At 41.8% G+C, this 25,182-nt stretch carries 21 protein-coding genes; 4 read left to right on the forward strand and 17 right to left on the reverse strand.

Annotated features, from left to right (window positions below; all coding sequences use genetic code 11):
• Positions 1-644 precede the first annotated feature (644 nt).
• The 7 genes from glnA to miaA form a co-directional block, all read right to left on the reverse strand.
• Positions 645-1,979: a type I glutamate--ammonia ligase gene (gene glnA / locus ABC357_RS10805; RefSeq protein WP_412887511.1), complete on the reverse strand. Its 1,335-nt coding sequence runs from the start codon at positions 1,977-1,979 to the stop codon at positions 645-647.
• Positions 1,980-2,012: 33 nt separating this feature from the next.
• Complete coding sequence (locus ABC357_RS10810; protein WP_412888636.1) at positions 2,013-2,381, reverse strand: MerR family transcriptional regulator; 369 nt, start codon at positions 2,379-2,381, stop codon at positions 2,013-2,015.
• Between the two features lie 225 nt (positions 2,382-2,606).
• The gene (locus ABC357_RS10815; RefSeq protein WP_412887512.1) at positions 2,607-3,002 is read right to left on the reverse strand and encodes a DUF4262 domain-containing protein; all 396 of its coding nucleotides are present in this window, start codon (positions 3,000-3,002) and stop codon (positions 2,607-2,609) included.
• A gap of 20 nt (positions 3,003-3,022) precedes the next feature.
• Positions 3,023-4,294 carry a methionine gamma-lyase family protein gene (locus ABC357_RS10820; protein WP_412887513.1) on the reverse strand — a complete coding sequence of 424 codons (1,272 nt, stop codon included), beginning with the start codon at positions 4,292-4,294 and terminating at the stop codon, positions 3,023-3,025.
• A gap of 123 nt (positions 4,295-4,417) precedes the next feature.
• Positions 4,418-5,365 (reverse strand): stage V sporulation protein K, encoded by a 948-nt coding sequence (gene spoVK / locus ABC357_RS10825; RefSeq protein WP_412887514.1) that lies wholly within the window; start codon positions 5,363-5,365, stop codon positions 4,418-4,420.
• A 462-nt stretch (positions 5,366-5,827) separates the two neighbouring features.
• Positions 5,828-6,055: an RNA chaperone Hfq gene (gene hfq / locus ABC357_RS10830; protein WP_050614864.1), complete on the reverse strand. Its 228-nt coding sequence runs from the start codon at positions 6,053-6,055 to the stop codon at positions 5,828-5,830.
• Between the two features lie 25 nt (positions 6,056-6,080).
• On the reverse strand, positions 6,081-7,043 hold the full coding sequence (gene miaA / locus ABC357_RS10835; RefSeq protein ID WP_412887515.1) for a tRNA (adenosine(37)-N6)-dimethylallyltransferase MiaA: 963 nt from the start codon (positions 7,041-7,043) through the stop codon (positions 6,081-6,083).
• 214 nt (positions 7,044-7,257) lie between these two features.
• Between miaA and ABC357_RS10840 the strand changes: the two genes are divergently transcribed.
• Genes ABC357_RS10840 through ABC357_RS10850 form a run of 3 tightly spaced genes read left to right on the forward strand, consistent with a single transcriptional unit; the run spans position 7,258 to position 11,019 of the window.
• Entirely contained in the window at positions 7,258-8,790 is a 1,533-nt protein-coding gene (locus ABC357_RS10840; RefSeq protein WP_412887516.1) for a spore germination protein, read from the forward strand.
• Complete coding sequence (locus tag ABC357_RS10845) at positions 8,787-9,920, forward strand: GerAB/ArcD/ProY family transporter (protein WP_412887517.1); 1,134 nt, start codon at positions 8,787-8,789, stop codon at positions 9,918-9,920. The genes ABC357_RS10840 and ABC357_RS10845 overlap by 4 nt, the downstream gene beginning before the upstream one ends.
• The gene (locus ABC357_RS10850) at positions 9,910-11,019 is read left to right on the forward strand and encodes a Ger(x)C family spore germination protein (protein WP_412887518.1); all 1,110 of its coding nucleotides are present in this window, start codon (positions 9,910-9,912) and stop codon (positions 11,017-11,019) included. The genes ABC357_RS10845 and ABC357_RS10850 overlap by 11 nt, the downstream gene beginning before the upstream one ends.
• 45 nt (positions 11,020-11,064) lie before the next feature.
• Here the strand turns inward: ABC357_RS10850 and mutL are convergent, their stop codons facing one another.
• The 8 genes from mutL to tdh form a co-directional block, all read right to left on the reverse strand.
• On the reverse strand, positions 11,065-12,999 hold the full coding sequence (gene mutL, locus ABC357_RS10855; protein ID WP_412887519.1) for a DNA mismatch repair endonuclease MutL: 1,935 nt from the start codon (positions 12,997-12,999) through the stop codon (positions 11,065-11,067).
• A gap of 30 nt (positions 13,000-13,029) precedes the next feature.
• A complete protein-coding gene (mutS, locus tag ABC357_RS10860) occupies positions 13,030-15,660 on the reverse strand; it encodes a DNA mismatch repair protein MutS (protein WP_412887520.1) in 2,631 nt (876 codons plus the stop codon).
• A 159-nt stretch (positions 15,661-15,819) separates the two neighbouring features.
• Entirely contained in the window at positions 15,820-16,362 is a 543-nt protein-coding gene (gene cotE, locus ABC357_RS10865; RefSeq protein ID WP_412887521.1) for an outer spore coat protein CotE, read from the reverse strand.
• Between the two features lie 178 nt (positions 16,363-16,540).
• Positions 16,541-17,182, reverse strand: coding sequence for a DNA alkylation repair protein (locus ABC357_RS10870; protein WP_412887522.1), 642 nt, complete (start codon positions 17,180-17,182; stop codon positions 16,541-16,543).
• Positions 17,183-17,272: 90 nt separating this feature from the next.
• Complete coding sequence (locus tag ABC357_RS10875) at positions 17,273-17,704, reverse strand: YlbF/YmcA family competence regulator (RefSeq protein WP_412887523.1); 432 nt, start codon at positions 17,702-17,704, stop codon at positions 17,273-17,275.
• A 2-nt stretch (positions 17,705-17,706) separates the two neighbouring features.
• Positions 17,707-19,245 carry a tRNA (N6-isopentenyl adenosine(37)-C2)-methylthiotransferase MiaB gene (miaB, locus tag ABC357_RS10880; RefSeq protein WP_412887524.1) on the reverse strand — a complete coding sequence of 513 codons (1,539 nt, stop codon included), beginning with the start codon at positions 19,243-19,245 and terminating at the stop codon, positions 17,707-17,709.
• A gap of 207 nt (positions 19,246-19,452) precedes the next feature.
• On the reverse strand, positions 19,453-20,631 hold the full coding sequence (locus ABC357_RS10885; RefSeq protein ID WP_412887525.1) for a glycine C-acetyltransferase: 1,179 nt from the start codon (positions 20,629-20,631) through the stop codon (positions 19,453-19,455).
• 33 nt (positions 20,632-20,664) lie between these two features.
• The gene (gene tdh / locus ABC357_RS10890) at positions 20,665-21,705 is read right to left on the reverse strand and encodes an L-threonine 3-dehydrogenase (protein ID WP_412887526.1); all 1,041 of its coding nucleotides are present in this window, start codon (positions 21,703-21,705) and stop codon (positions 20,665-20,667) included.
• Between the two features lie 502 nt (positions 21,706-22,207).
• Here tdh and ABC357_RS10895 point away from each other — a divergent pair.
• Positions 22,208-22,375, forward strand: coding sequence for a hypothetical protein (locus ABC357_RS10895; protein WP_412887527.1), 168 nt, complete (start codon positions 22,208-22,210; stop codon positions 22,373-22,375).
• Between the two features lie 57 nt (positions 22,376-22,432).
• On the opposite strand, the gene ABC357_RS10900 is transcribed toward ABC357_RS10895, so the two are convergent.
• Complete coding sequence (locus ABC357_RS10900; protein WP_412887528.1) at positions 22,433-23,299, reverse strand: 2-oxoacid:ferredoxin oxidoreductase subunit beta; 867 nt, start codon at positions 23,297-23,299, stop codon at positions 22,433-22,435.
• A 1-nt stretch (position 23,300) separates the two neighbouring features.
• Positions 23,301-25,031: a 2-oxoacid:acceptor oxidoreductase subunit alpha gene (locus ABC357_RS10905; RefSeq protein WP_412887529.1), complete on the reverse strand. Its 1,731-nt coding sequence runs from the start codon at positions 25,029-25,031 to the stop codon at positions 23,301-23,303.
• Between the last annotated feature and the right edge of the window lie 151 nt (positions 25,032-25,182).

Below are 25,182 nucleotides of genomic sequence, written 5' to 3' on the forward strand. Positions count from 1 at the left end.
ACTCAAATACCACATAATGTAAATATACATTTAAAAGGGGCTGTCATTATGAGTTTATCAATATGGGCAATAGTGTTGCTTCCACTCTGGTTAGGAGTTTATGTTTGCTGTATGAGAGTGAAAAAGAACTAAATTACAATTCTTGTTTCCTGAAGATAATGGCATAAATATGTTAATTCAACCTTATGTTGTATCCTTTGTTTTGAGCCGCCCAATTATTTATATTTTAAGAAGAAATAACCTGGCTCCTCTTTCAGTGCAAGTTCAGGCTAAATAACAGTAAAAGGACTGTAGAAATGATACACGGGACTATGTACAACGCATACGGAAAAGCATTCACATTGAAAAATTAGATAAAAATCCGTTACGGGCGTAACTATTAAAGAAAAAACCAAAAATAAGGGTTAAGATTTCTTGAATCATCAACGATCTTCACTATCCTTCAGACAGCTTATAAGTATTACTATATTCGCCCATATAAGAAAAAAATGAACATGATAATCTATTTAAATTCGAAGGGCTTATGAAAAGCATAATGAAATAATGATGGCCAAACTTTGGCCATCGAAATTATCCTGCCAACAACTCCCTCAATTGCCCAAAATAAAAACCCTCAATACCAGTGGTATCAAGGGTTCCCTCAATCAATACATCGTCATATATTGTTCTCTTTCCCATGGGTGGACCTGCGTGCGGAACATATCCCATTCAATCTCTTTCGCTTCAATGAAATGTTCCAGCAAGTGGTCGCCAAGCGCGGAGCAGATTACGTCGTCTTGTTTTAGGCTTTCAAGCGCTGCATATAAGGTTGCAGGCAGGTCTGTGATACCTGATTCGACGCGTTCTTCTTTTGACATGACATAGATGTTGCGGTCGATTGCTTTAGGCGGAGTCAGGTTATCTTTAATGCCGCTCAATCCGGCTGCAAGCAATACAGCCACTGCCAAATAAGGATTTGCCGCTGGATCGACGCTGCGCACTTCAACACGTGTGCTTAGGCCGCGTGATGCAGGTATACGTACGAGCGGAGAGCGGTTTTTAGCAGACCATGCTACATAACAAGGTGCTTCGTAGCCTGGAACCAAGCGCTTGTATGAGTTGACTGTCGGATTTGTCACAGCAGTGAAATGCGGCGCATGCTTGATGATGCCGGCGATGAATTGGCGTGCTGTATCGCTCAACTCTAGATTACCTTCTGTGTCGTAGAAGACATTTTCTTTGCCATTGAATAAGGAAACGTTACAGTGCATGCCTGATCCGTTGACACCGAACAATGGTTTTGGCATGAATGTCGCATGCAATCCGTGTTTGCGGGCAATTGTTTTAACGACTAATTTGAATGTTTGGATATAATCGCAGGCAGTGACGGCATCTGCATATTTAAAGTCGATTTCGTGTTGGCCTGGAGCCACTTCATGATGGGAAGCCTCGATTTCAAAACCCATTTCTTCAAGCTCAAGCACGATGTCACGTCGGCAGTTTTCCCCTAAATCTGTAGGGGCCAAGTCGAAATAACCGCCTTTATCATTCAACTCAAGTGTTGGTTCCCCTTTTTCATCAAGCTTGAATAGGAAGAATTCAGGTTCAGGGCCTACGTTGAAGTTTGTGAAGCCCATTTCTTTCATTTCGTTCAATATGCGCTTCAGGTTATTACGAGGGTCGCCAAGGAATGGGGTGCCATCTGTATTATAGATGTCGCAGATCAAGCGGGCTACTTTCCCTTTTTCAGATGTCCAAGGGAAGATTACCCATGTATCCAAGTCCGGGAACAAATACATATCTGATTCTTCAATGCGGACAAAACCTTCGATGGATGATCCGTCGAACATCATTTTATTGTCTAAAGCCTTTGTCAGCTGGCTGACTGGGATTTCCACGTTTTTAATGGTGCCCAGAATATCTGTAAATTGAAGGCGGATGTATTTAACATTCTCTTCTTTTGCCAATCTCATAATATCTTCGCGAGTAAACTTTGCCATTATTAATTCCTCCCAGAGTTCTTTCTCTATTAGTTAATGAAAAAATCTTGACATATCTCCTTGACGCAGCATGGAACGGTTCTTGCTGTTATGCAGTAAATCTGCACGTAACAATTCCCTTAGTTCTCTGTCCGTCAATTCCGGTTTCTCCTGTTGTTTCGTCTCTTGCTGCAGAAACGCTTCTTCTTTGATTGAAAATACTTTTTTAATACCCGCCATATTGACGCCTTGCTCGAGCATTTCTTTAATCTCAAGCAGTGTGTCGATGTCGTTCAATGAAAATATGCGTTTATTTCCATCTGAACGGGCCGGGGCGATTAGACCATGTTCTTCATAATAGCGTATTTGACGTGCTGACAATTCTGTGAGCTTCATAACGATACTAATCGGAAAAAGCGGCATAGATCTACGAATGTTTTTACTATCCAACTCTTTTCCCCCTCACTTATTGTTGTTAACATTGTATGCGATGTCAGATATTCTGTCAAATAAATGTTAGGTTTTCTAACATAAAATTTTTTCATTATTTCCATTTCAATAAAAATGGCGTACGGTTGTATCATTCCCTGATGTCACAAACATAAACAAAAAAGCTTGCCTCTTACTACTGAGGACAAGCTTTCATCATTATACTTCTTTATATTGTTCATTAAACGGCGCTTCGCATTTCTCATCTTCCGGAAATAAACCGTTTGAATCCGGAAAAACCAATCTTAGGATGCTTCTGTCCTGGTCTCTTACTTTTTTGAATTCAATAACTTGATCTTCAATAACATTATTCCAAAGGCCTTCACGGTACTTATAACCTTCCTTGATATTATCGATAATGGTATTCAAAATCAGCTGCGCCATGTCTTCTCCAATAGAAAGCACAATTTGGATATCATCATGATTCAGGTTTTCCTTCAAACCTCTCGTCGAAATATTCGCGAAGGGCTTTTCCAGCTCTTCATATTCATAAAACCAGCCTTGTTTATCCAGCAAGCGTTGCTGTTCATCCGTCAGAACCACTTTTTCTTCCATACTATCTCCTTTTCAAACCATTATTTTATCGTAATATGGCCTTTCTCCAATAAAGAATCCAATGCAATCAATATGGCCATTTTCACATGGGAGTATGTCAACCCGCCTTGAACGTAAGCAATATAAGGAGGGCGAAGCGGGCCATCCGCAGTCAATTCAATACTCGCTCCCTGAATGAATGTTCCAGCAGCCATGATGACATCATCCTCATAGCCCGGCATGTAGTTCGGGTATGGGGTGAAATGTGAATTGATCGGCGATGCATACTGGATTGCTTGGCAAAAAGTAACCATTAAGTCACGGTCATCAAATTGGACCGCCTGGATTAAATCCGTCCTTTCAGCATCCCAGGCCGGGAAGGTCTTCATGCCGATTTCTTCTAAAATGGCAGATGTAAACTGAGCGCCTTTCAAAGCTTGTCCAACTACGTGGGGAGCCATAAAAAAGCCTTGATACATTTCCTGCAAGGAATAAAGTGAAGCTCCTGCTTCAGCACCGATACCAGGTGAGGTCAAACGGAAAGAACACAGTTCCACAAGGTCTTCCTTACCGACGATATATCCTCCCGTTTTAGCCAGGCCGCCGCCAGGATTCTTTATTAATGAACCTGCCATTAGATCTGCTCCTACATGGCAGGGTTCAGCGCATTCCACAAATTCCCCGTAGCAATTATCTACGAAGACGACCACATCGTGCTTGATGCCTTTCACGAATTCGATCATTTCCTTGATTTCTGCAATTGTATACGAAGGGCGGGAAGCATATCCTTTCGAACGCTGAATGCCGATCATCTTTGTCTTGGGTGAAATCGCTTTTTCCACTGCTCCAAAATCTACTTTGCCCTCTTCAGTCAAATCGATCGAACGGTAATCAATCTTATACTCTTTCAAAGATCCTTTACCGCTTCCGCGGATGCCCACAATTTCTTCCAGAGTATCATACGGCTTTCCCGTTATATAGATTAATTCATCACCCGGACGGAGAACACCGAACAAGGCTGTAGAAATAGCATGCGTTCCGGAAATAATTTGGGGGCGCACCAACCCTGCTTCTCCTCCAAATACTTCCGCATACACTTTCTCAAGTGTATCTCTGCCGATATCGTCATAGCCATAACCCGTAGTAGGAATAAAGTGGGAATCGCTGACTTTATGATTTTGGAAACTTTTCAAAACCCGATACTGATTCAGGTCAACATGATGGTCCACTTTTTTATGTAAAGGCGCCAATTTTTGTTCTATCGCTTCACTAAGCGGCTGTAGCTTTGATCCATAAGTTAAATCTTGATACATAATGTAACTCCTTCTCTCTCAATCACATGTTGTTAACCTATTTTATTGTACACCGTTAGAGTCAGGAATTCATCTCTGTACCGGAAATTTATTTCCCCGCAAAAAAAAGGAGACCTCTGTCCCCTATTCCACATCTAGCTGCAGATCCTGCGAACGGATTGTCTGCAGTTCTCTTTTATCATACATATCATTAATGAGGAGTCTCATCGCTTGGGAACGGATTGATTTTTCAATCGCATTGCGAATATAGCGGCCATTTGAAAAACTGATAGGACTCCAGCTATTCTTCAAATGGATTAAATGCTGTTCAAATTGTTTTTCAGCTTCTGCACTGAACTGATACTGCTTATTTTCCAGCATGATTGCCGCTATCTCCATCAATTGCTCCACTGTATAATCCGGAAAATCCACTACAATCGGAAAACGGGAATGCAACCCTGGATTCAGCGTCAAGAAATCGAGCATTTCGCTTGAATAACCAGCCAGTATCAAAATGAATTCCTGATGCCGGTCCTCCATATGCTTTACCAATGTATCAATTGCTTCCTTGCCGAAATCTTTTTCACCCCCACGCCCTAAAGAATAGGCTTCATCAATAAATAAAATGCCGCCAATTGCTTTTTTGACAAGGTCCCTCGTCTTTTGGGCGGTATGGCCGATATATTCACCCACAAGATCCGCCCGTTCCGCTTCGATTAAATGCCCTTTTGTCAATACATTCATTTTCAGGAAAAGCTTGCCGATCAACCTTGCCACTGTCGTTTTTCCCGTCCCGGGATTTCCCCTGAACATCATATGTAATGCTTGCTTTTCCGATTTAAGCCCTTTTTCTTCTCTCTTTTTATTGACATAAATCCAGGCATATATTTGCTTTATAATTTTTTTCATTTCTTCCATTCCGACCAGGGCATCCATTTCTTTTTCAATTTGCTTCAATTCTTGATGGTGGTCCGGAATTTCATGGGACACCTTTTCAAGCAAAGGAGGCTCCTTCGTTATGCTTCTACGTTTTTGATTGGAAATGACTATATTTATTTGGGCATTATTTCTCCCTTTCATTGAGTCGCTCACATTCATACACCCCTCAATCACCACTGTTCTTCTCCATTTCCCGATCTATGTCCAACTGTACATGAACTTTTTATACAATCTTTCGACAGCATTTACGATTTCATAGGTTACAGCCTTGGGGAACGGTGCCGAACCTGACCGATTATTGGCACAAAGCGCGCATTATTGACAACTTTCAGCTATCCAATTTGTTTTTTGTCTATTTCTGCGCTTTCCCAAGAAATAACAGCCGGTCATGTATGGTTCTGCACTGCTTCTTACCCATTTTATGCACCTGCTTTTCGTTTTATGACCAGGATGCCCCGATTTAAAAGCCGGCTCTGTCCTATATGGCACACAGCTTTCTCTTATTGATCCGTTCGTTGTCCGCTCCCTCACAAGGCGATTCGAAATAAAGAAAAAAGCAGACTGGAATGTCTGCTTTCACTTTCTTTCATTATTTCATTGTAGACCAAATTTTCATTATGCTTCAAAATTTATCTGTACATTACGTTGTGGAGCAAACGTGGATATAGCATGTTTAAATACAAGCTGCTGTTTTCCTTCACTCTCAAACAATACGGTAAAGTTATCAAATCCTTTGATTTGCCCTCTGATTTGAAAGCCATTCAAAAGAAATACAGTCACATATGTCCCTTCTTTTCGTAATTGATTCAGAAATTGATCTTGGATATTAACAGATGTTTTCATTGCAACAGATCCTCCTCATTATACTCTATTGTTTATAATTCGCCTCTATTGACAACTTTCCTTCAACGTAAGCGAGTATTTCATGAACTTTTTTTGGATACGGTTCATCATCCATCTTAAACCACTCGAGATCCATTTTATTCCGGAACCACGTTAATTGCCTTTTGGCATACCGCCTTGAATTTTGCTTCAGCTGCTGAACGGCATCTTCATACGAAACCAAACCGTCAAAGTATGCGTACAGTTCCTTATATCCGATTGCCTGGATGGATTGGCAATCCCTAAAGCCCCGCTCGTACAGCCCTTTTACTTCATTTAGCAAACCGGCTTCAAGCATCAGGTCAACACGTTTATCTATTCGTTCGTATAATGTCTCACGGTCAATATTTAAGCCGATGAGAGCCGCATCATACACATATTCCTTATTCTCTTTCTGTTGCTGGTCGCTCATTTTTTCACCTGTACAATGGTAAATCTCCAGAGCGCGGATTACTCTTCTCGTATTATTCGGATGAATAGCGTGCGCGCTTTCTGAATCGATTTCAGCCAACATTTGATGCACTTTCTTAACGCCGTCCTTACGGGCTATTGATTCAAGCTCGCTCCTATAAGCCGGATCGCTAACCGATTCTGAAAAAGAATAGTTTTGTAATACTGCTTCTATGTATAAGCCGGTTCCACCTGCAATAATCGGTACATGCCCCCTCGAAGAAATATCCTCGATTGCAGCAGTGACAAGTTCCTGGAATTGGGCCACATTGAAAGGTTCATCGGGATTTTTTATGTCGATTAAATGGTGGGGGATCCCTTCCATTTCTTCATTCGTAATTTTGGCTGTGCCAATATCCATTCCCCGGTACACCTGCATGGAATCGCCACTGATGATTTCACCTGAAAAGGCTTTTGCCACATCGACGCTTAATCGGGTTTTTCCGACTGCTGTCGGCCCCATAATACAAACTAGTTTTTGTTTCCTCATTCTTTTCAACTGCCTTAATTCTATTTGCTTATATAGTATCACAAGATGGCCGCAAGAAGTTAAGTTATCCGTGGATTCTATAATATCTATTCTTTTTAAAAATAGAAATCACCAATTAAGTTATTCCCATATCATTCTTATTTAAAACTTAAAAAGAATTAATATTTTTCCATTAAACCCGCATACTAACAATCAGTCATATAAAACAAAGCAGGTGATATAGATGCAGTTCCCATTCTTCAAAAAGAAAAAACAGCAAGAAATAAAGCAAGAAATAAAACCTACTACAGAAATTGATAAAGTAACATTCGAAATAACAGATAATCTCAATAAAAACGTAGAGGAAATAAAAAAAGCCATAAATAATAGCGATGATATACTCACAAGAGATTTGAACCTGCAAGATAAACAGGCAAAGCTCATCTATTTGTATAGCCTGGCAGATAATAATGTTATCCAGACAGTATTAGATGATTTACTGAACAGCCAATATCCTTTAGATGAATCGCCAAACTTCACTTTAGAAAAAATAGAAGGGGAAAACCTTCCATCAGAAGTAATTACACATTTATTAACAGGATTCGCCTTGTTGCTTTTCGAAGGATCTGAAACCCCGTATGCGTTTATGGCTTTGCGGCCAGATGGGCGGCAAGTTTCGATTCCAACTTCAGAAAATGTCGTCAGAGGATCCCACGAAGGCTATGTGGAATCCTTACAAACAAATCTGTTTATGATACGTAAGGCGCTTGTTTCTCCCAATTTTACTGTCAAACAGCTCAAAGTGGGGAAAGAGGCAGAAAAAACGGCTGCAATATTATTCTTAAATAACGTCGCTAATGCCGACCTAATTAAGATGGTCGAAGAAAGAATTAAAAGCATCGACATCGATTCCGTATTCAGCCTATCGGTGATGGAATCCTTTATTGAGGATTATACCCTTACGCCGTTCTCGCAAACGTTGACAACCGAACGAATCGACCGTACTGTAGGAAGCCTTATGGAAGGCAGGATCGTGCTATTATTGGACGGCAATCCGTGTGCTTCTATTCTGCCTGTCACCTTTGCATCGTTTTTCCAGTCACCCGATGACTACAATCTTCGGGTCATGATTTCAACATTCAATAGATTTATCCGATTCACTTCATTTTTCACTGCTATCCTATTGCCAGCTTTTTATATTGCCATTATAGGCTTTCATTATGAAGTGATTCCACAGAGCATGATTTTCGTTGTCAAAAAATCGGTGAATAACATTCCATACAACCCTTTAATCGAAGCGGTAATTGTTGAGATTTTCATCGAACTTATCCGGGAAGCCACCTTGCGCCTGCCAACCAAAATCGGCCCTACAATCGGTATTGTCGGTGGGTTGGTGATTGGCGATGCTATTGTAAAGGCTGGATTAGTTTCAAACTTAATGGTAGTGGTAGTAGCCTTAACCGCCATTTCTTCTTTTGTTATCCCTAGTCCCGAAATGAGTTCAACCGTCCGTATTCTGCGGTTCCCTTTTATGTTTATTGCCTCTTTACTAGGCCTTTACGGAATTATGGTTGGGATTGTATTGCTTCTGGGCCATCTATGTAAATTACGACCATTCGGCGTTCCTTACTTGACACCTTTTGCACCTTTGAGATGGAAGGACCTAAAGGATACAATCATTCGAGCGCCCATCTTTATGATGAATACGCGCCCTTCTGAAACGTTAACCAAAAATAAAGTGCGCGAACGCTTTTCTAGGTGGTGGAAAAAGAAATGAACGAGAAAGATTTTTTACCTTCTGACCAATTGTCAAAATCCCAATTTTTTTTCTTTATGATTCATTCACAGGTAGGGCTTACCATTCTTGGGCTACCTCATATACTTGGTAAAACTGCTGACCACGATGGTTGGATTTCCATTATTTTAGCAGGCATATATGCGCAGCTATTATTGCTTCTTTTTTATTTCATTATTAAACAGTATCCGAATTCTACTTTTTTCGATATAACCGTCGAGGTATTCGGTTCTACGATCGGCAAATGCCTGAATATCCTGATTGTGGCCTACTATATTATGTACAGCATTCATTATGCGTATCAATGCACAACGATCTTGAAATTATGGAATTATTATAAGACACCTTTTTGGTTTATCATTTTGCTCTTGATATTTATAGGATACTATATCCTGGCAGGAGATTTATTGACAATTGGGCGTTTCTTGACTGTTTCAATTGTCGTTATAGTAACTATGCTCTATTTTATGTTCTGGGACATAAATGAGTTAAATTACCATTATATACTCCCTATAGGTGAAGCAAGTACATGGGATATTTTCAAAGCCTCCAAAGATGGATTTACAGCATTCGCAGGATTTGAGATTTTCCTATTCATCCACCCCTTTGTCCAGCCTGCTAAAAAGAGTAAAAAATCATTATTGAAGCTTGCGAACATCAGTGTCTGGCTCGTCTGCTCCCTTTATCTGCTAACGACTGTTTTAGTCTATTTATACTTTCCCAATGCGGCCAAAAACGTTGTGAATGCAGTCATTTACTTTATTGTCCCGATGCATTTCACGGTTCTCGAACGCATTGAGGTATTCTTTATTGCAGCCTGGTCTCTCTTGATGACCACCTCGTATATTTGTTTTCTTTTTGTCGGATGTTTGGGGCTGAGCAAGCTACGCAACAAAGATCACCACAACTATTATTTAAAGGCCGTTTCCTTATTTATTTTTCTTTGCGCCGTATTGGCAAATACTTTCGCAACAGAAGAATTTTTCAAAGTATTCAACGAATTAAAGGAATACTACTCCTACTTTGTTATTATTTTGGTTCCACTATTGACAGCCCTTCTTATCTTGGTGAAGAGAGTAAAACATAAAGGAATGACTGCCAATGAAACATAAGAAAATTAGTTGCATGCTGCTCATCATCCTTCTGATCACTATGTCAGGTTGCTGGGATCAAAAATTAATTAAAGATACAAGCTTCGCACTTTCAGTAGGATTTGATAAAAAAGACGGTAAACTTATCGGCACATATGGTACACCTGCAACTCCAATCTATCCCAAATCAGGGATCATAACTACAGTTGAAGGGCACACTATTCGCGATCTCTCATTAACAGTGAATGACAAAGTGGTCGAGACGATGGATACTTCCAAAATTAAAGTAGTCATGTTTGGAGAAAAAATCGCAAAAGAGGACGGCATTTTCCCATATTTAGATATTTTTGTAAGAGCGCCTTATAATCCGGTAAATCCATTTCTTTCAGTTGTAGAAGGGGAGGCCAAATCCTATATATCGGATTCAATACCGAATGAACGCATTCCTGGTGACTATTTTGAAGAAGTCATTAAATCGCATGTGAGCGACGGCCTTGTTCCTCATGTAAACATATTGAAAGCTTCCAGTATATACCGAGATAAAAGGTTTGATGTTCTTGTTCCCTATTTCACTAAGTCTAAGGATAAAACACCCATCCTTACCGGACTGGCCATTATGAATGGTGACAAATATAGCGGAAAACATTTAAATGCCACGGAAAGTGTATTATTCAATCTAATGAATAAAACCAGAAGTAAATATCAGCCGAATATAATTGTAAAAACAGTCAATAAGAAAAAACCTGAAATTGATAATTATGTATCGATCACTGTACTGAAATCAAAGAGAAATATGGATATTCATATAAAAAACGGAAAAGTAGCAGGAAAAATAAAGCTGCATTTAGATGTAGAAGTCATTGAATCGCCGACATTCAATGTGGAGAAAAAAGATCAGTTCCTTACAAAAAGAATCAATAAAGAACTGACAAAGAAAGCGAATAAAATAATAAAAACTCTTCAGAAAGCCGACAGCGACGGCCTCGGTGTGGCCCAGCATCTGCATTCATTTGAGAATGATCATTTCAAACGCCTTAAATGGAAAAACGGAGCCTATAAAGATGCCGATATCAAAGCAGAGGTCGATGTATCCATCAAAAAACATGGCCTTATCGATTAAAAGCGTGCAGTCCCCCCTTGAATAAAGGAATGGACTGCACGCTTTTCACATGATCCGTTTAAACATTTTTTCGATATCATATGTTGAATAATGAATAATAATAGGCCGTCCATGCGGGCAAGTGAATGGATCCGAACTATTTCGAAGCTGGTCCAACAATGAAATGATTTCATCATTCCGAAGGTGATGATTTGCTTTAATAGAAGCCTTACAGCTCATCAAGATCGCCGCTTCCTCCCGAAGCTTCTTAACATCCACTTTTTTCATATCAAGCAATTGATCAATGATGCTTTCCATCATTGCCTGTTCATCCCCGCTTGGGAACCATTGTGGATGGGAACGGACTATGAAGGAGTTGTGCCCGAATTCCTCAAGCATGATGCCCACTTCTTGCAATAAGTGGAGATTCTCCTGGATTTTAATTGTCTCATCGGGTGAATATTGAAGAGTGATCGGAACAAGCAGATCCTGGAGATCATTGCTGATTTCACCGACCTTTTCCCGAAAGAATTCATATTTTATCCGCTCTTGGGCAGCATGCTGATCAATCATGTACAGCCCTTTTTCATTTTGGGCAAGGATATATGTCCCATGCAACTGGCCAATCGGATAGAGTGTAGGAATGCGGCTCTCTTGTTTGACTTCTTCTATCGTCTCTTCGAACGTATCATTTTCCTCCTGGCAGTCGCAACTATCTTCTTCGTACGTATCGTTTGTTTCATTCTCCGATACGCCAAATACGGCTTCGGACTGCGGCACCTTTTGACTGCTGTCCCCCGCACCCTCCCTCGAATCCCGAAAAGGCTGGCTGTTAAGGGGTAGTCCATCCTCCGTGTCCACAGATTCCGCAATCGTTCCGGTATACTCTGGCTGTGGCGGAACATATTTAGGCACTTCGCGAATTGCTTGCTGCTGTCTATGCTCAAGTGTAAAGGACACTTGTTCCGATTTTGGCTGCTTGGCTTTCTTTTCAGCTTCATTGGAAGGTATCAATACTTTTTTCTTAAATTCCCGGATAATGGTTGAAGTAATCAACTCCATCAATTCATGCTCTTTGCTGAGGCGGACTTCTAGCTTCGCTGGATGGACATTGACATCGACAAGGATTGGATCCATTTGGATATCAAGCAATACAATCGGGTAACGCCCAATCGGCAAAAGTGTATGATAACCATCCACAATTGCTTTCGTCAATAAATAATTCTTTATATATCGACCGTTAATCATAATCGAAATATAGTTTCGTGAAGCTCTAGTGCTTTCGGGATACGAAATATAGCCCTTCATTGAAAAATCGAGCGAATCCGCCTGGACAGGAATCATTTTCTTCGCCAAATTAAAACCATAAATGGCCGCCAGCACAGCGCGTACATCACCGTTTCCATTCGTTTGGAGAATCTTCTTGCCATTATGCGATAAGGAAAACGAAATGGATGGATGCGCCAATGCCAAACGATTGACCACATCAGAAATATTACCGAGCTCTGTATGGATGGTCTTCACATATTTCAGCCGGGCCGGCGTATTGAAGAACAGATCGGAGACAGTGATTTCAGTTCCTTTTCTGGCAGAAGATGAAGTTTGCTCAATCACTTTACCTCCTTCAAGCTGAATTCGGGTACCAGGCCCATCCCCTGTCGATGTTTGGATATCCAGCCTGCTTACAGAAGCGATACTTGGAAGAGCCTCTCCCCGAAACCCAAGAGTATGGATTCTGAACAAATCCTGTTCGTTCTTAATTTTGCTTGTAGCATGGCGGTCGAATGCCTTTATTACATCTTCGCGCTCGATGCCATCTCCGTTATCAATGATTCTGATGGTTTGAAGCCCGGCTTCTTCCACCTCTATTTCAATGATCGTACTATTCGCATCAATGCTGTTTTCTGTCAATTCTTTCACAACGGAGGCGGGACGTTCCACCACTTCACCCGCAGCAATCATATTGGACAAGGCATCGCTTAGTTGAACAATTTTCGCCAATAGGTCCCCCTCCTTCCTTTGTTCTGTTTATTATGCTTTTTTCGCTTTCTTTTGCAGATCGTATAGTGCATTCATGGCATCAAGGGGAGTCATCTCCAATAGATTGAGAGACTTTAGCTTCGACAGGCATGCTTGCTCACGCTGATTCAATTTGCCTTTTCCATCACTTTCTGCGTGGCCGCTTTCAAAAAAGGAAAGCTGGCCTTCTTCCGCTTCTTTCTTTTCTTGTATATCTTCTTTTACCCTGTCAGCAATAGGTGCTTTTACCTGCACTGCATTCTCGGGATTTCCCTCGAATTGCTGAAGCAGTTCATTTGCACGCGCAATAAGAGGCTGCGGCAGTCCCGCCAATTGTGCAACATGGATACCATAACTTTTGTCTGCTGCACCTTCCTTGATTTTATGGAGAAACACAACAGCACCGTTTTGTTCCACGGCCGACACATGGACATTTTCCAAATGTGGAAGTGTCTCATCCAATGATGTCAATTCATGGTAATGAGTTGAAAATAAGGTCTTGGCACCGATGCTGCTGTGAATATGTTCAATTATGGCTTGAGCCAACGCCATTCCGTCATACGTCGAGGTTCCCCGGCCTATTTCATCAAACAAGATCAAACTATTCTGCGTCGCATGGGCGATTGCATGCTTTGCTTCAAGCATTTCAACCATAAAGGTACTTTGGCCAGAAATCAGATCATCTGCAGCACCAATGCGCGTAAAGATTTGGTCAAAAATCGGAAGCTCGGCTTTTTCAGCCGGTACAAAACAGCCAATTTGCGCAAGTACTGCCATTAGAGCTACCTGCCTCATATAAGTGCTTTTACCCGACATATTCGGACCTGTGATCAAAAGCATTTCTCTCTCTTTATTCATAAAACAATCATTCGGTACATATTGCTGCTTTTGCATGACTTTTTCAACGACTGGATGGCGGCCATCGACAATGGCGATTTTACGGTCCTTGCTGAATACCGGTTTCGCGTAATGGCGATTCTCGCTCACAGTCGCAAAACATTGCAGCACATCCAACTCACTTAGTAGCTTTGCCAATGATTGCAGTCTTGGAATATATGTTTTCACTTCTTCACGGATAGAGCTGAATATGCTGTATTCCAAATCGATCATTTTCTCTTCCGCTTCGAGTATCAAAGATTCTTTTTCTTTCAGCTCAGGGGTAATATACCTCTCCGCATTGGCTAACGTCTGCTTGCGGTCATACTGCCCATCCTTCAAAAGGTGTACGTTTGCTTTTGTCACTTCGATATAATAGCCGAAAACTCGGTTAAAGCCGACTTTCAGCGATTTTATCCCCGTTTTTTCCCGCTCCTGCTTTTCAAGTGCAGCAATCCAGCTCTTTCCGTTTACACTGGCATCACGATATTGGTCAAGCGCCTGATCATAGCCTTCCTTGATCATATTGCCTTCCTTGATGGATAAAGGAGGATTTTCAACCAATGCCTCCTCTAATAAATCGGACACTTCTTCACACGGATCAAGGTTTGACAAATATTCATTGAGGGCAGGGTCTTGGATGTTCCCTAAAATCGAAACAACATCAGGCACTTGCTGCAATGATTTTTTCAATGCAATCAAATCCCTGGCGTTCACATTTCCAAATGCCACTCTCCCTGAAAGCCGTTCGAGATCATACACCTGCTTCAATGTTTCCCGCAGTTCTTCCCTTGGAAAATAATGATCAAGAAGCAACTGTACAAGTTCTTGCCTTTTCTCGATTTTCTCCACAGACAGCAAAGGCCGGTCCACCCATTGCTTCAGCATTCTCGCACCCATGGATGTTTTTGTTTCATCCAGAAGCCATAAAAGAGAGCCATGCTTGCTTTTTGACCGAATGGTTTCCGTCAGTTCAAGGTTCCGTTTGCTGTGGTAATCAATCTTCAGATAGGCATTCGTTTCATATGTCGCCGTTTTTTGGAGATGGTCAAGGCTTCTTTTCTGTGTTTTAAATAAGTATCTCATCAGCCTGCATGTGGTGGTGATCAGCTTGTCTTGATTCAAATCATCCAAAACAGAGGAAAAACCGTCTTCTATATCGCATTCGTTTTCGGTGGAAAAGACAAGGTTGACACGCTGTGAAAGTTCTGTTTTGTATTCCTCTGGAAAATCCGAAGCAACAATCACTTCCTTTACAGAAAGGGCAGTCACTTCATTAATGACATCAGTGAATGCATCCGGGAGCAACGTTACCTTATTTTCGCCTGTGGACAAATCTGCGAATGCAAAGCCGAACGTCCCATCTTCAAAACACGTAATGCTGCTCAAATAATTATTTTCCTTTTCGTCGATGCCTCTTCCCTGCATGACCGTACCGGGAGTAATTAATTGGACAACTTCCCTTTTAACCATGCCTTTCACTTCACGGGGATCTTCAACTTGTTCACAAACAGCCACCTTATACCCTTTTTCTATCAGTGTATCAATATAGTTAGAAGCCGAGTGGAACGGCACCCCGCACATAGGGATCCTTTCATCAGTGCCGCCTGCTCTGCTTGTTAAAGTAATTTCAAGTTCCTGGGAAGCCCTAATTGCGTCCTCAAAAAACATTTCATAAAAATCGCCTAAGCGGAAAAATAGGAAAGCATCCTGATAATCTGCTTTAATTTGTAAATATTGCATAATCATTGGCGTATATGTAGCCATATTTTTTTCAAAACCTTTCAAGCAATTTCTTTTTAGAATCAGTACTCATTATAACATAAGTAGCCTACTCCCTTCTGTATAAAAGAATGGTAATAGACATGGGTTGGCCGGTTTTTGGCAACAAAAAAAACTAGGAAGGTTGCTTCCTAGTCGGAAAGGTTAAACATCATCACAATCAACAATGAACTCTGTATTGATTTCATCGAACTCATCATCGTCAACGTCATTGAACCAGTCATCATCCTCACATGCACAATCAGAGCTGACTGCTACACATATCTTCGTTTCTCCAATGACTTCCACAAAGAATTCCCTCTCTACTTCCACTTCCACCTTGTGCCCGCAAGGTGTAATGCAAGCCTCTATGCAGTTTGGCTGTTGTACCACTTTTACAATAATTTCGCGGTCATCATGACAATCGGGATCTCTATATCGCAGCTTCACAACGTCTGTATATTGGACTTTTTCTGTTTTTACAGCTGTTTTCGTATTTTTATTATACGAATACCAGATGCTTACATCAAAACTGCCGTTGATATGAACCGTTTTCCCAACTTTTTTCGCTGTATAATGATGGTTTATGATCCAACAACCAAGAATGCTAGAAGGTTGATGTTCAGGACAGATAGTTTCATTGGACTTCGTGAATTTGCGTCCTTTTGCGACCACTGCCTTCGTTATAATCTCTCTATAATGTGACATGCAGCGAACCCTCCTCATTCAGTTTCATTTCATCCTATGCGTGTTAAAAGACTAGTGTGAAAGAATTTATTTCAACAGATGGTATAGGCATTTTTTATAATTCATTCTATGCCTGCAATCAGGTATTGTGCTTATCCAATTGAAAGTCTTTTACACAACTGAAAGAGGAGCCGTCCATTCAGAGGTATTTACTCGCTTCCCGGACGGTTAAAGGTGAAAAAGAATAGGTGGCCAGCGCCTTCTTTACCCAATCAGGATTCGTTTTTGAATATTCCCTCAATGCCCAGCCGATCGCTTTTCTGATGAAAAACTCCTGATCAGCTGCGTTTTGCTCAATTGCATAGCACAGGAATTCCTCATTTGTCCCCTCTTTGCTGCGCAGCTGGCAAATGATTGAAGCTCTCCTAAGCCACATATGGTCACTGGTTGCCCATATTTTCACTTTTTCCTGAATATCAATATGATTGCGGAACAATTCACCGATTGCTCCACTGAGGGCGTCCACGGAATCCCACCACGAATGGGTCAGGATGCACCACTTCAGCTTCTCGAAATCATCTACTGTAAGGTATGGTTTCATTGAAAGAATATGGTCTACAGCCAAATAATGAATTTCTCTAAATTCCTGATCATAGCATTCTTTCACAAATGGCCAATCAATGCATGTATGCGCTTTTTTCTCTTTAAGCAATGAAGCGCTCACTTTTTTCCTTTCTGGCTTCGGAATGCCGAGGAAGGTAAACCGGTTTTTCATATAGGCAGACATTTGAATCGCTTTTTCCTGGTCTGCATGCCGATTGTACTCTTCGAATATGGACATGATTCCACTCCTGTTTTCCTTTTTTATCTATGGATGAACCTTCTTATATAATAAAACAGGCCCATCATATCTGATAGGCCTGTTTGCATATTAAGAACAGCTTGTATGTTGGCTATTACGGACTTGCGAACCCGTCTCGCCGCGCAATAGATCGCCATCGGTTGATTCTATGATGAGGTCTGTTACTTTATTGGATATAGCTGAAGATACCATTTGCAGCAATTCATTGACATCTCCTTGAGACTCTTTGAATTCTTGGACAACAGGAATGCTATCAATTTCAGCTTCAATTGCATTGATTTTTTCTTTCACCTGATTATAAGCACGTTCTTTGCCATAATGCTCAAAATTAATTGATTGCTTTTGAAGATTTTTCAGGCTGGCGATCAATTCAGCCACCTTTTTATTCTCATGGATTTGAGCTTCCGCACGTTTAAAGAAATCAACTTCTTCTGTGTCTGCAATCATTTTTGCAAGTTCTTCCGCCTTCTTGATTAGATCATCCTTCGTATAAATCGCCACTATTATCTCACCTCTACAGTTTCTTCCACCATTTCTCCGTTTAGTGACCATGTTTTCGTGTCCGTGATTTTCACTTTGACGATTGTGCCGATTGCGGATTTAGGGCCGATGAAATTAACCAGCTTGCTTTTCGTTGTATAACCGGCCAAGACATCCGGATTTTTCTTACTTTCACCCTCAACCAGCACTTCAACAGTTTGGCCAAGATACGCCTTCATTTTTTCCGCACTAATTTCATTGACAAGTGCATTCAGGCGTTGAAGACGTTCTCTCTTCACGCTCATCGGGACATTGTCTTTCATTTTAGCGGCCGGTGTTCCTTCACGTGGTGAGTAAATGTACGTATATGCTGCATCATACCCTACTTGGCGATATAAGGAAAGGGTTTCTTCAAATTGTTCTTCTGTTTCGTTTGGGTAACCTACAATAAGATCAGTAGTAAGAGACAAGTTCGGAATGGCTGCCCGTATTTTATCAACCAATTCAAGATACTGCTCGCGGTTATATTTTCGCGCCATGATTTTCAAAATGGGCGAACTGCCTGATTGGACCGGCAAATGGATATGGTCAACAAGGTTTCCGCCTTTGGCCAGCACTTCAATCAAGTGATCGTCGAAATCGCGCGGATGGCTTGTTGTGAAACGGATCCTCGGAATATCGATTTTGCGGATTTCATCCATCAAATCCCCTAGCCGATAATCCATATCTTCAAAATCCTTGCCGTAGGCATTCACATTTTGACCCAGAAGGGTAACTTCCTGATATCCTTGGGCTGCAAGATGACGGACTTCATCAATAATTTCTTTTGGATGCCTGCTCCGCTCTTTACCTCGTGTAAATGGCACAATGCAATACGTACAGAATTTATCGCAGCCATACATTATATTGACCCACGCTTTGATTTTGCCTTTGCGGACCTTCGGAAGATTCTCAATGACATCTCCCTCTTTGGACCAGACCTCAATAACCATTTCCTTGGACATATAAGCCTCGTGGAGAATATTAGGCAATCTGTGAATATTATGGGTTCCAAAAATCATATCTACGAATTGATGCTTTTTCAGGATGCGGTTAACTACAGATTCCTCCTGCGACATACAACCGCATACACCGATTAACAGATCCGGCTTTTCGAGTTTAAGGGGCTTCAGATGACCCAGCTCCCCAAACACTTTGTTTTCTGCATTTTCACGGATTGCACACGTATTTAAGAGTATAACGTTGGCTTCGTTTACATCGCTTGTCGATTCATATCCCAATGCCATAAAGATGCCAGCCATAACCTCTGTATCATGTTCATTCATCTGGCACCCGTAAGTGCGGATCATGAATTTACGGCCCTTGCCCATATTCTTGAATTCTTCGGGAATAGTGAAGTCACTGTGATATTGCACCGCTTCTTTTCCTCTTTTTTTCGCTTCCTTTAAAGAAGGAGCTTCGTACACTTTCTCGAAATATTTGCTATAGTCCTTTTCTTGTTTCGCATTTGATTTGCTTTCCTGTGTCAATAATTGAGATTCTTTGCGCTGATTTTCGTTCATTGCACAATCTCCTTTCTATACAATTTGTAGCTGGTTCCGGGCAAATCCATCATCTATATAAATACTGTCATTTTCATAAAACAGTTTACACATTACACTAGTATAAAGGTTTTGAGAGTATTTAACAATACATGCAACCCTGGGCTGCACGGTTAAAAACCCCCTCAGAGAAAGAGGGGGCGAGCCATCGAACGCATAATAGATGGATTACTTCAGAATATTCAACTCTTTGCCCGCCTGGCCGAATGCATCAAGGGCGGCCTGGAGCTCTTCCATAGAATGTTCCGCTGTCACAATCGTCCGTATTCTTGCCTGCCCTTTAGCAACCGTTGGAAAAGCAATTCCCTGTGCAAACACACCATGCCTCTTCAGAGCATCCGATAATGAGTGGCAGAGCGCAGCATCCCCGACCATAACAGGTGTAATGGGGGTTTCACTGTGGCCTGTATCAAAGCCAAGCTGTTTCAAGCCTTCTTTAAAGAATCGGGTATTATCCCATAACTTTTCGATTAACTGGGGTTCCTCCAGCAATACATCGATTGCTTCCATGCAGGCCATTGTTACTGCAGGGGGATGGGATGTGCTGAATAAGAAAGGGCGGCCCTTCTGAATTAAATAGTCGCATAGCGTTTTAGAGCTAGCCACATACCCTCCTAGAACACCAATTGCTTTACTTAAAGTACCGACCTGGATGTGTACACGGCCGTCCAGCCCAAAATGATTGACTGTCCCTCGTCCATTTTTACCCAGTACGCCAGACGCGTGCGCATCATCTACCATCACTAAGGCGTCATATTTTTCAGCCAACTCAACAATGGCGGGCAAAGGAGCGATATTTCCGTCCATTGAGAACACACCGTCTGTTACAATAAGCCTTTTTCTATAGTTCTGAGTTTCCTTCAACGCTTCTTCCAAATCTGCCATATCTACATGCTTATAGACCTTTCTCCCTGCTTTTGTCAAACGGATACCATCAATGATGGAGGCATGATTCAATTCATCGGAAATAACTACGTCTTCAGGCGATAGAATGGCGGAGAGCACTCCTTGATTGGTGGTAAAACCGGACTGGAACACTAGTGATGCTTCAGTATGCTTGAACTTGGCCAACTTCCGCTCCAATTCTTCATGCATAGATAAAGTACCGGCGATCGTGCGGACGGAACCTGTCCCTGCGCCGTATTTTTGCACGGCAGTTAAAGCTGCCTGGCGCAAACGCGGGTGGGACGTTAAACCAAGATAATTATTGGAAGACAATTGTATATACTCTTTTCCGTCTATCTTTATTGTGGAACCTTGCTGTGTTTCGATTGGAACCAATTCCCTGTATGTTCCCGCTTCTTTCATTTCATCCAATTCTTTTTGCAAGTATTCAAAGCCCTTCATTTCTCTCATCTCCCTTTTTTATCGGTTCGCCTTTCAAGGGTGCAATACGACTTTTCCGCATTTCCCTGCAATCATCAGGTCGAAGCCCTTTTCAAATTCTTCTAATGAAAAGTGATGCGTTATAATATTGGCTGCATCCACTTTCCCGGTATTCAATAAATCTGATACTTGCTGCCATGTTTTGAATATTTGCCGGCCCGTTATGCCGTAAATAGTGATTCCTTTAAAAACAACATGATTCGTCAAATCAATGGCGACAGGCTGTGTCGGTAAGCTTAAAATCGAGTATCTTCCCCCATTTGCAATCATGTCAAAACCTTGATTAATGGCAGCGGGATGACCGCTCATTTCACAAACGACATCCACCCCGACACTATTTGTCAGCCTATTCACAACTTCCACAGGATTTTCTTCAGCACTGTTTATTATGGAATCTGCTCCATTCCGCTTGGCAAGGTCCAGACGGTATTCATTAATATCAATGGCAATTACCTGAGACGCGCCAGCCGCCTTCGCAACAGATACGGCCATTAAACCAATTGGTCCGCAACCAATGATGGCTACACTTTTTCCAAGCACTTCTCCAGAAAGGACTGTATGGACAGCATTTCCCATAGGTTCCTGAATAGATGCTGTATCATATGGCATGTCGGCAGGATTTTTCCATATGTTACTCTCAGGCAGTGCCACAAATTCCGCAAAACACCCCTGCATATCAACCCCGATAATTTTAGTATTCTGGCATACATGCTGTTTTCCTTCAAGGCACTGCGGGCATTTTCCGCATACAATATGGGTTTCCGCGGAAACATGGTCTCCAATAGACACAGAAGTAACTTTAGCGCCTACCTCTACCACCTCTCCAGAAAATTCATGGCCAAAAATATAAGGTGGGTTCACACGGCTCTTTGCCCAATCATCCCATGTATAGATGTGTACATCCGTTCCGCAAATTGAGGTGGCCTTTACTTTAATCAACACATCATGTTCGGTGACAGTTGGGATATCCCTCATCTCCAAGCGCGCACCGTATCCCCTTTCAGCCTTAACCAAACATTTCATTTTTCCATTCATGATGCACATCCCCTTACCCATCTAAAGTTTATTATATTCAATAAATTAGTAATATTCTATCACATGGATTTTTTATTGAAAACAATCAGTCCACCCCATAAAGACATATGGAAACGCTGCAAACATTTATTTTTCCGATATTTCTTAAAATTGGCCACCTTTATAAATAATGGGTAATTTACACATTTTGAATGCTGCTGGGTACAAGCCTTTTCAACTTGTCTTCTTTCCGCATATGTTACAGAGAACTAACAATAAAGGAGATGTTGATGAATGGGTTTCGAAAATTTTGAATCATTCGGCAATGACAATAATGAAGAAGTAAGAGGCGAAAGCTTCGGCAACTGCCATAATCGTTCTATTCCTATCCGCGCCAATTTAAACCGTGAAGATTTTTGCAGAGCTGTCCGCCGTTGCGAAAGACGCCGCCCTTGCCGCGAAGAGTCAAGCTCTAGCTCTAGCTCCAGCTCCAGCTCAAGTTCATTCTGTGAAAGTTCTTCTTTTGAGAGCTCTTCCAGCTCCAGCTGCCACCGCCACCACCATAACGATAATCGGTGCTGCAGAAGAAGAAGACGTTGCCACCGCTGTAATAACTGGTGCTGGAATTTCGGTTTTGGTTGTGGATGCAACAGATTGTTTTAATCAGGAAATAACGGCTCCCTTCCACTAACTTGTTCCACATGCAAAGAGCCTCAGGCATTCCCTGAGGCTCTTGTTGCAATTGCTATTACATAAATTCGGATAAAAGCTTGTCAAAACTAGCTTGTTTCATATGAAGATCACTCTCTGCCAGAGGAGTTTCCGCATAACCCGGAACCAAATCCTGATAGGAAGGGCGACTTGAATCCTGATAGACAATTCCTGTCACTAGGCTGTTATACTCCATTAGAGTTTGCATCGCTTTTTCACGATTTGTGGAATCATAACCTTCTATATTCGATAGTTTTGTCAAATTTTCCTTAAACCAATCGTACGTATTGATCTTATTATAAGTCACACAAGGGCTGAATACATTAATAAAAGAGAAGCCATTATGCTGAATGCCTGCTTCTATAATGCTCATTAAGTCTTTCAAATCCGTGGAGAAACTTTGGGCGACAAATGAAGCACCGGATGCTATAGCCATTTCCAATGGAGAAAGTGCCGGTTCTATAGATCCTTGAGGCGTTGATTTCGTCTGGAATCCCGTACCGGACCGCGGCGATGTTTGCCCTTTTGTCAAACCGTATATTTGATTGTCCATCACAATATACGTAATATCAATATTTCTGCGGATAGCATGGACTGTATGCCCCATGCCAATGGCAAATCCATCTCCGTCTCCACCTGACGCAATAACCTTTAAATCGCGGTTAGCCATTTTAACCCCTTGGGCAATCGGAAGGGATCGGCCGTGGATTCCATGGAAACCATATGACTTGATATAACCGGAAATACGGCCGGAACATCCAATTCCTGAAATGACAGCCAAATTCTCAGGTTCCAGCCCCAAGTTTGCAGCGGAGCGTTGGATGGCAGCCTGTACAGAGAAATCCCCGCAGCCTGGACACCAGTTTGGTTTCACATTATTTCTGAAATCCTTAAATGTCGCCATTTTAGAACAACTCCTTACATGCAGCATATATTTCTTGTGGCAGGAACGGATTGCCGTCATATTTCAGGATGCTTTTAATCCGATCTATATGACCGACATTCATTTTGATAATTTTCGCCAATTGGCCGGTAGCATTATTTTCAATGACAACCGTCTTTTTCGCCGATGCAATCAATGGCAGCAATTCATCCGCTGGGAATGGATGGATCAGTCTGATATGGGCATGGTTGACTTTCAAACCGTCTTTTTCGAGGCGCTCCATACTTTCTTCAATGGCTCCCCTTGTTGAAATAAAACCAATCATCAACAAATCCGCGTCTTCATATTTTGCGTTTTTATGCACTGGGACCGGGAAATGAAGATTATTCAGCTTTCTCATCCGCTTATCCATTTGAGCCACACGGTTTACGGACGTTTCCGAAGGCTTTCCTGTTTCATCATGCTCTACTCCCGTCACATGATGGATTCCGTTTTTCATTCCCGGCAGAACGCGAGGGGAAATGCCGTCTTCGGACACTTCATACCGTTTAAAGTATGCATCATTTTCAGGAAGCTCCTCCTGCACCAGTTTACCGCGGCGAATCTCCACTTTTTCTAATTCCAACGGCTGTACCGTCTGTTTGCCAAGTGATAATTGCAAGTCGGACAAAACAATAACCGGCACCTGATATTCTTCTGCTAAATTAAACGCCTCTGCTGTGTCGTAAAAAGCTTCCTCGACAGTGCTTGGAGCCATAACAATTTTAGGAATTTCACCGTGGGTTCCATAAATCATAGCCATCAAATCAGATTGCTCTTGCTTTGTAGGCAGGCCTGTTGATGGCCCCCCCCTTTGAGTATCGACTACTACGAGCGGAGTCTCCGTGATGCCTGAAAGGCCGATGGCTTCCATCTTCAGTGATAGCCCCGGTCCTGCAGAAGCCGTCAGCGTCCGCACACCTGCATAGTTCGCGCCTATTGCCATCGTTACAGCAGCAATTTCATCCTCTGTCTGGATGACAGTTCCGCCAAACGCAGGCAGCTTCTTAATAAGGTATTCCATGATTTCGGAAGCAGGCGTGATCGGATAGGCCGCCATGAATCGGCATCCCCCTGCCAAAGCACCAAGAGCGATGGCATCGTTGCCGATCATAAACAGACGCTTATTCCCATCACCTGCAGCTAATTGAAGCTCGCTCGGGCGGTCCTGCAATTGTTCTTTCATATATTCAAAGCCCGCTTTTATCGCTTCGATATTCTTTTGTACGATTTGTTCGCCTTTTCTGCTGAATATTTCATGGACGACCTCATCGAAAATAGCAATATCAAGACCAAGGATGGCACAAGAAGCCCCAACTGCCACCATGTTCTTCATAAGTGACGTCCCAAGCCCAGTTGCAAGCTCTGTAAATGGGATACTATACATAGATGCTTTGCAATCCTCAGGATTTGACGGCTTGAATTTACTGTCCGCTATAATGATGCCTTTCGTATGTAATTCCTTATAGTTTACATCGATTGTCTCTTGGTCGAATGCCACCAATATATCCAAGTCGTCAGAAACAGAGCGGGTTTGAACAGTGCTTACCCGGATTTTATTATTTGTATGCCCTCCCTTTATTCTGGAAGAAAAATGGCGGTACCCATATAAATAATAGCCAAGTCTATTTAAAGCGATGCAGAATATTTCTCCTGTGCTTTCTATTCCTTCCCCTTGCTGCCCTCCAACTTTCCAAGAAAGTTGATTGATCATTAGCTTACACCCCTTTAATTACGCTTTAAATATCATCATATCCATACTTCTTTAAACAAGCAGAATATACTCTGCCGATTAAAATAATTTAAATATTTTGACATATTTATACATTTTAATATTCTGAATGTACTAAACGATTACAATTCTA

Source organism: Bacillus kalamii (assembly GCF_047238185.1).
In the GTDB taxonomy this organism is placed as follows: domain Bacteria; phylum Bacillota; class Bacilli; order Bacillales; family DSM-1321; genus Bacillus_AD.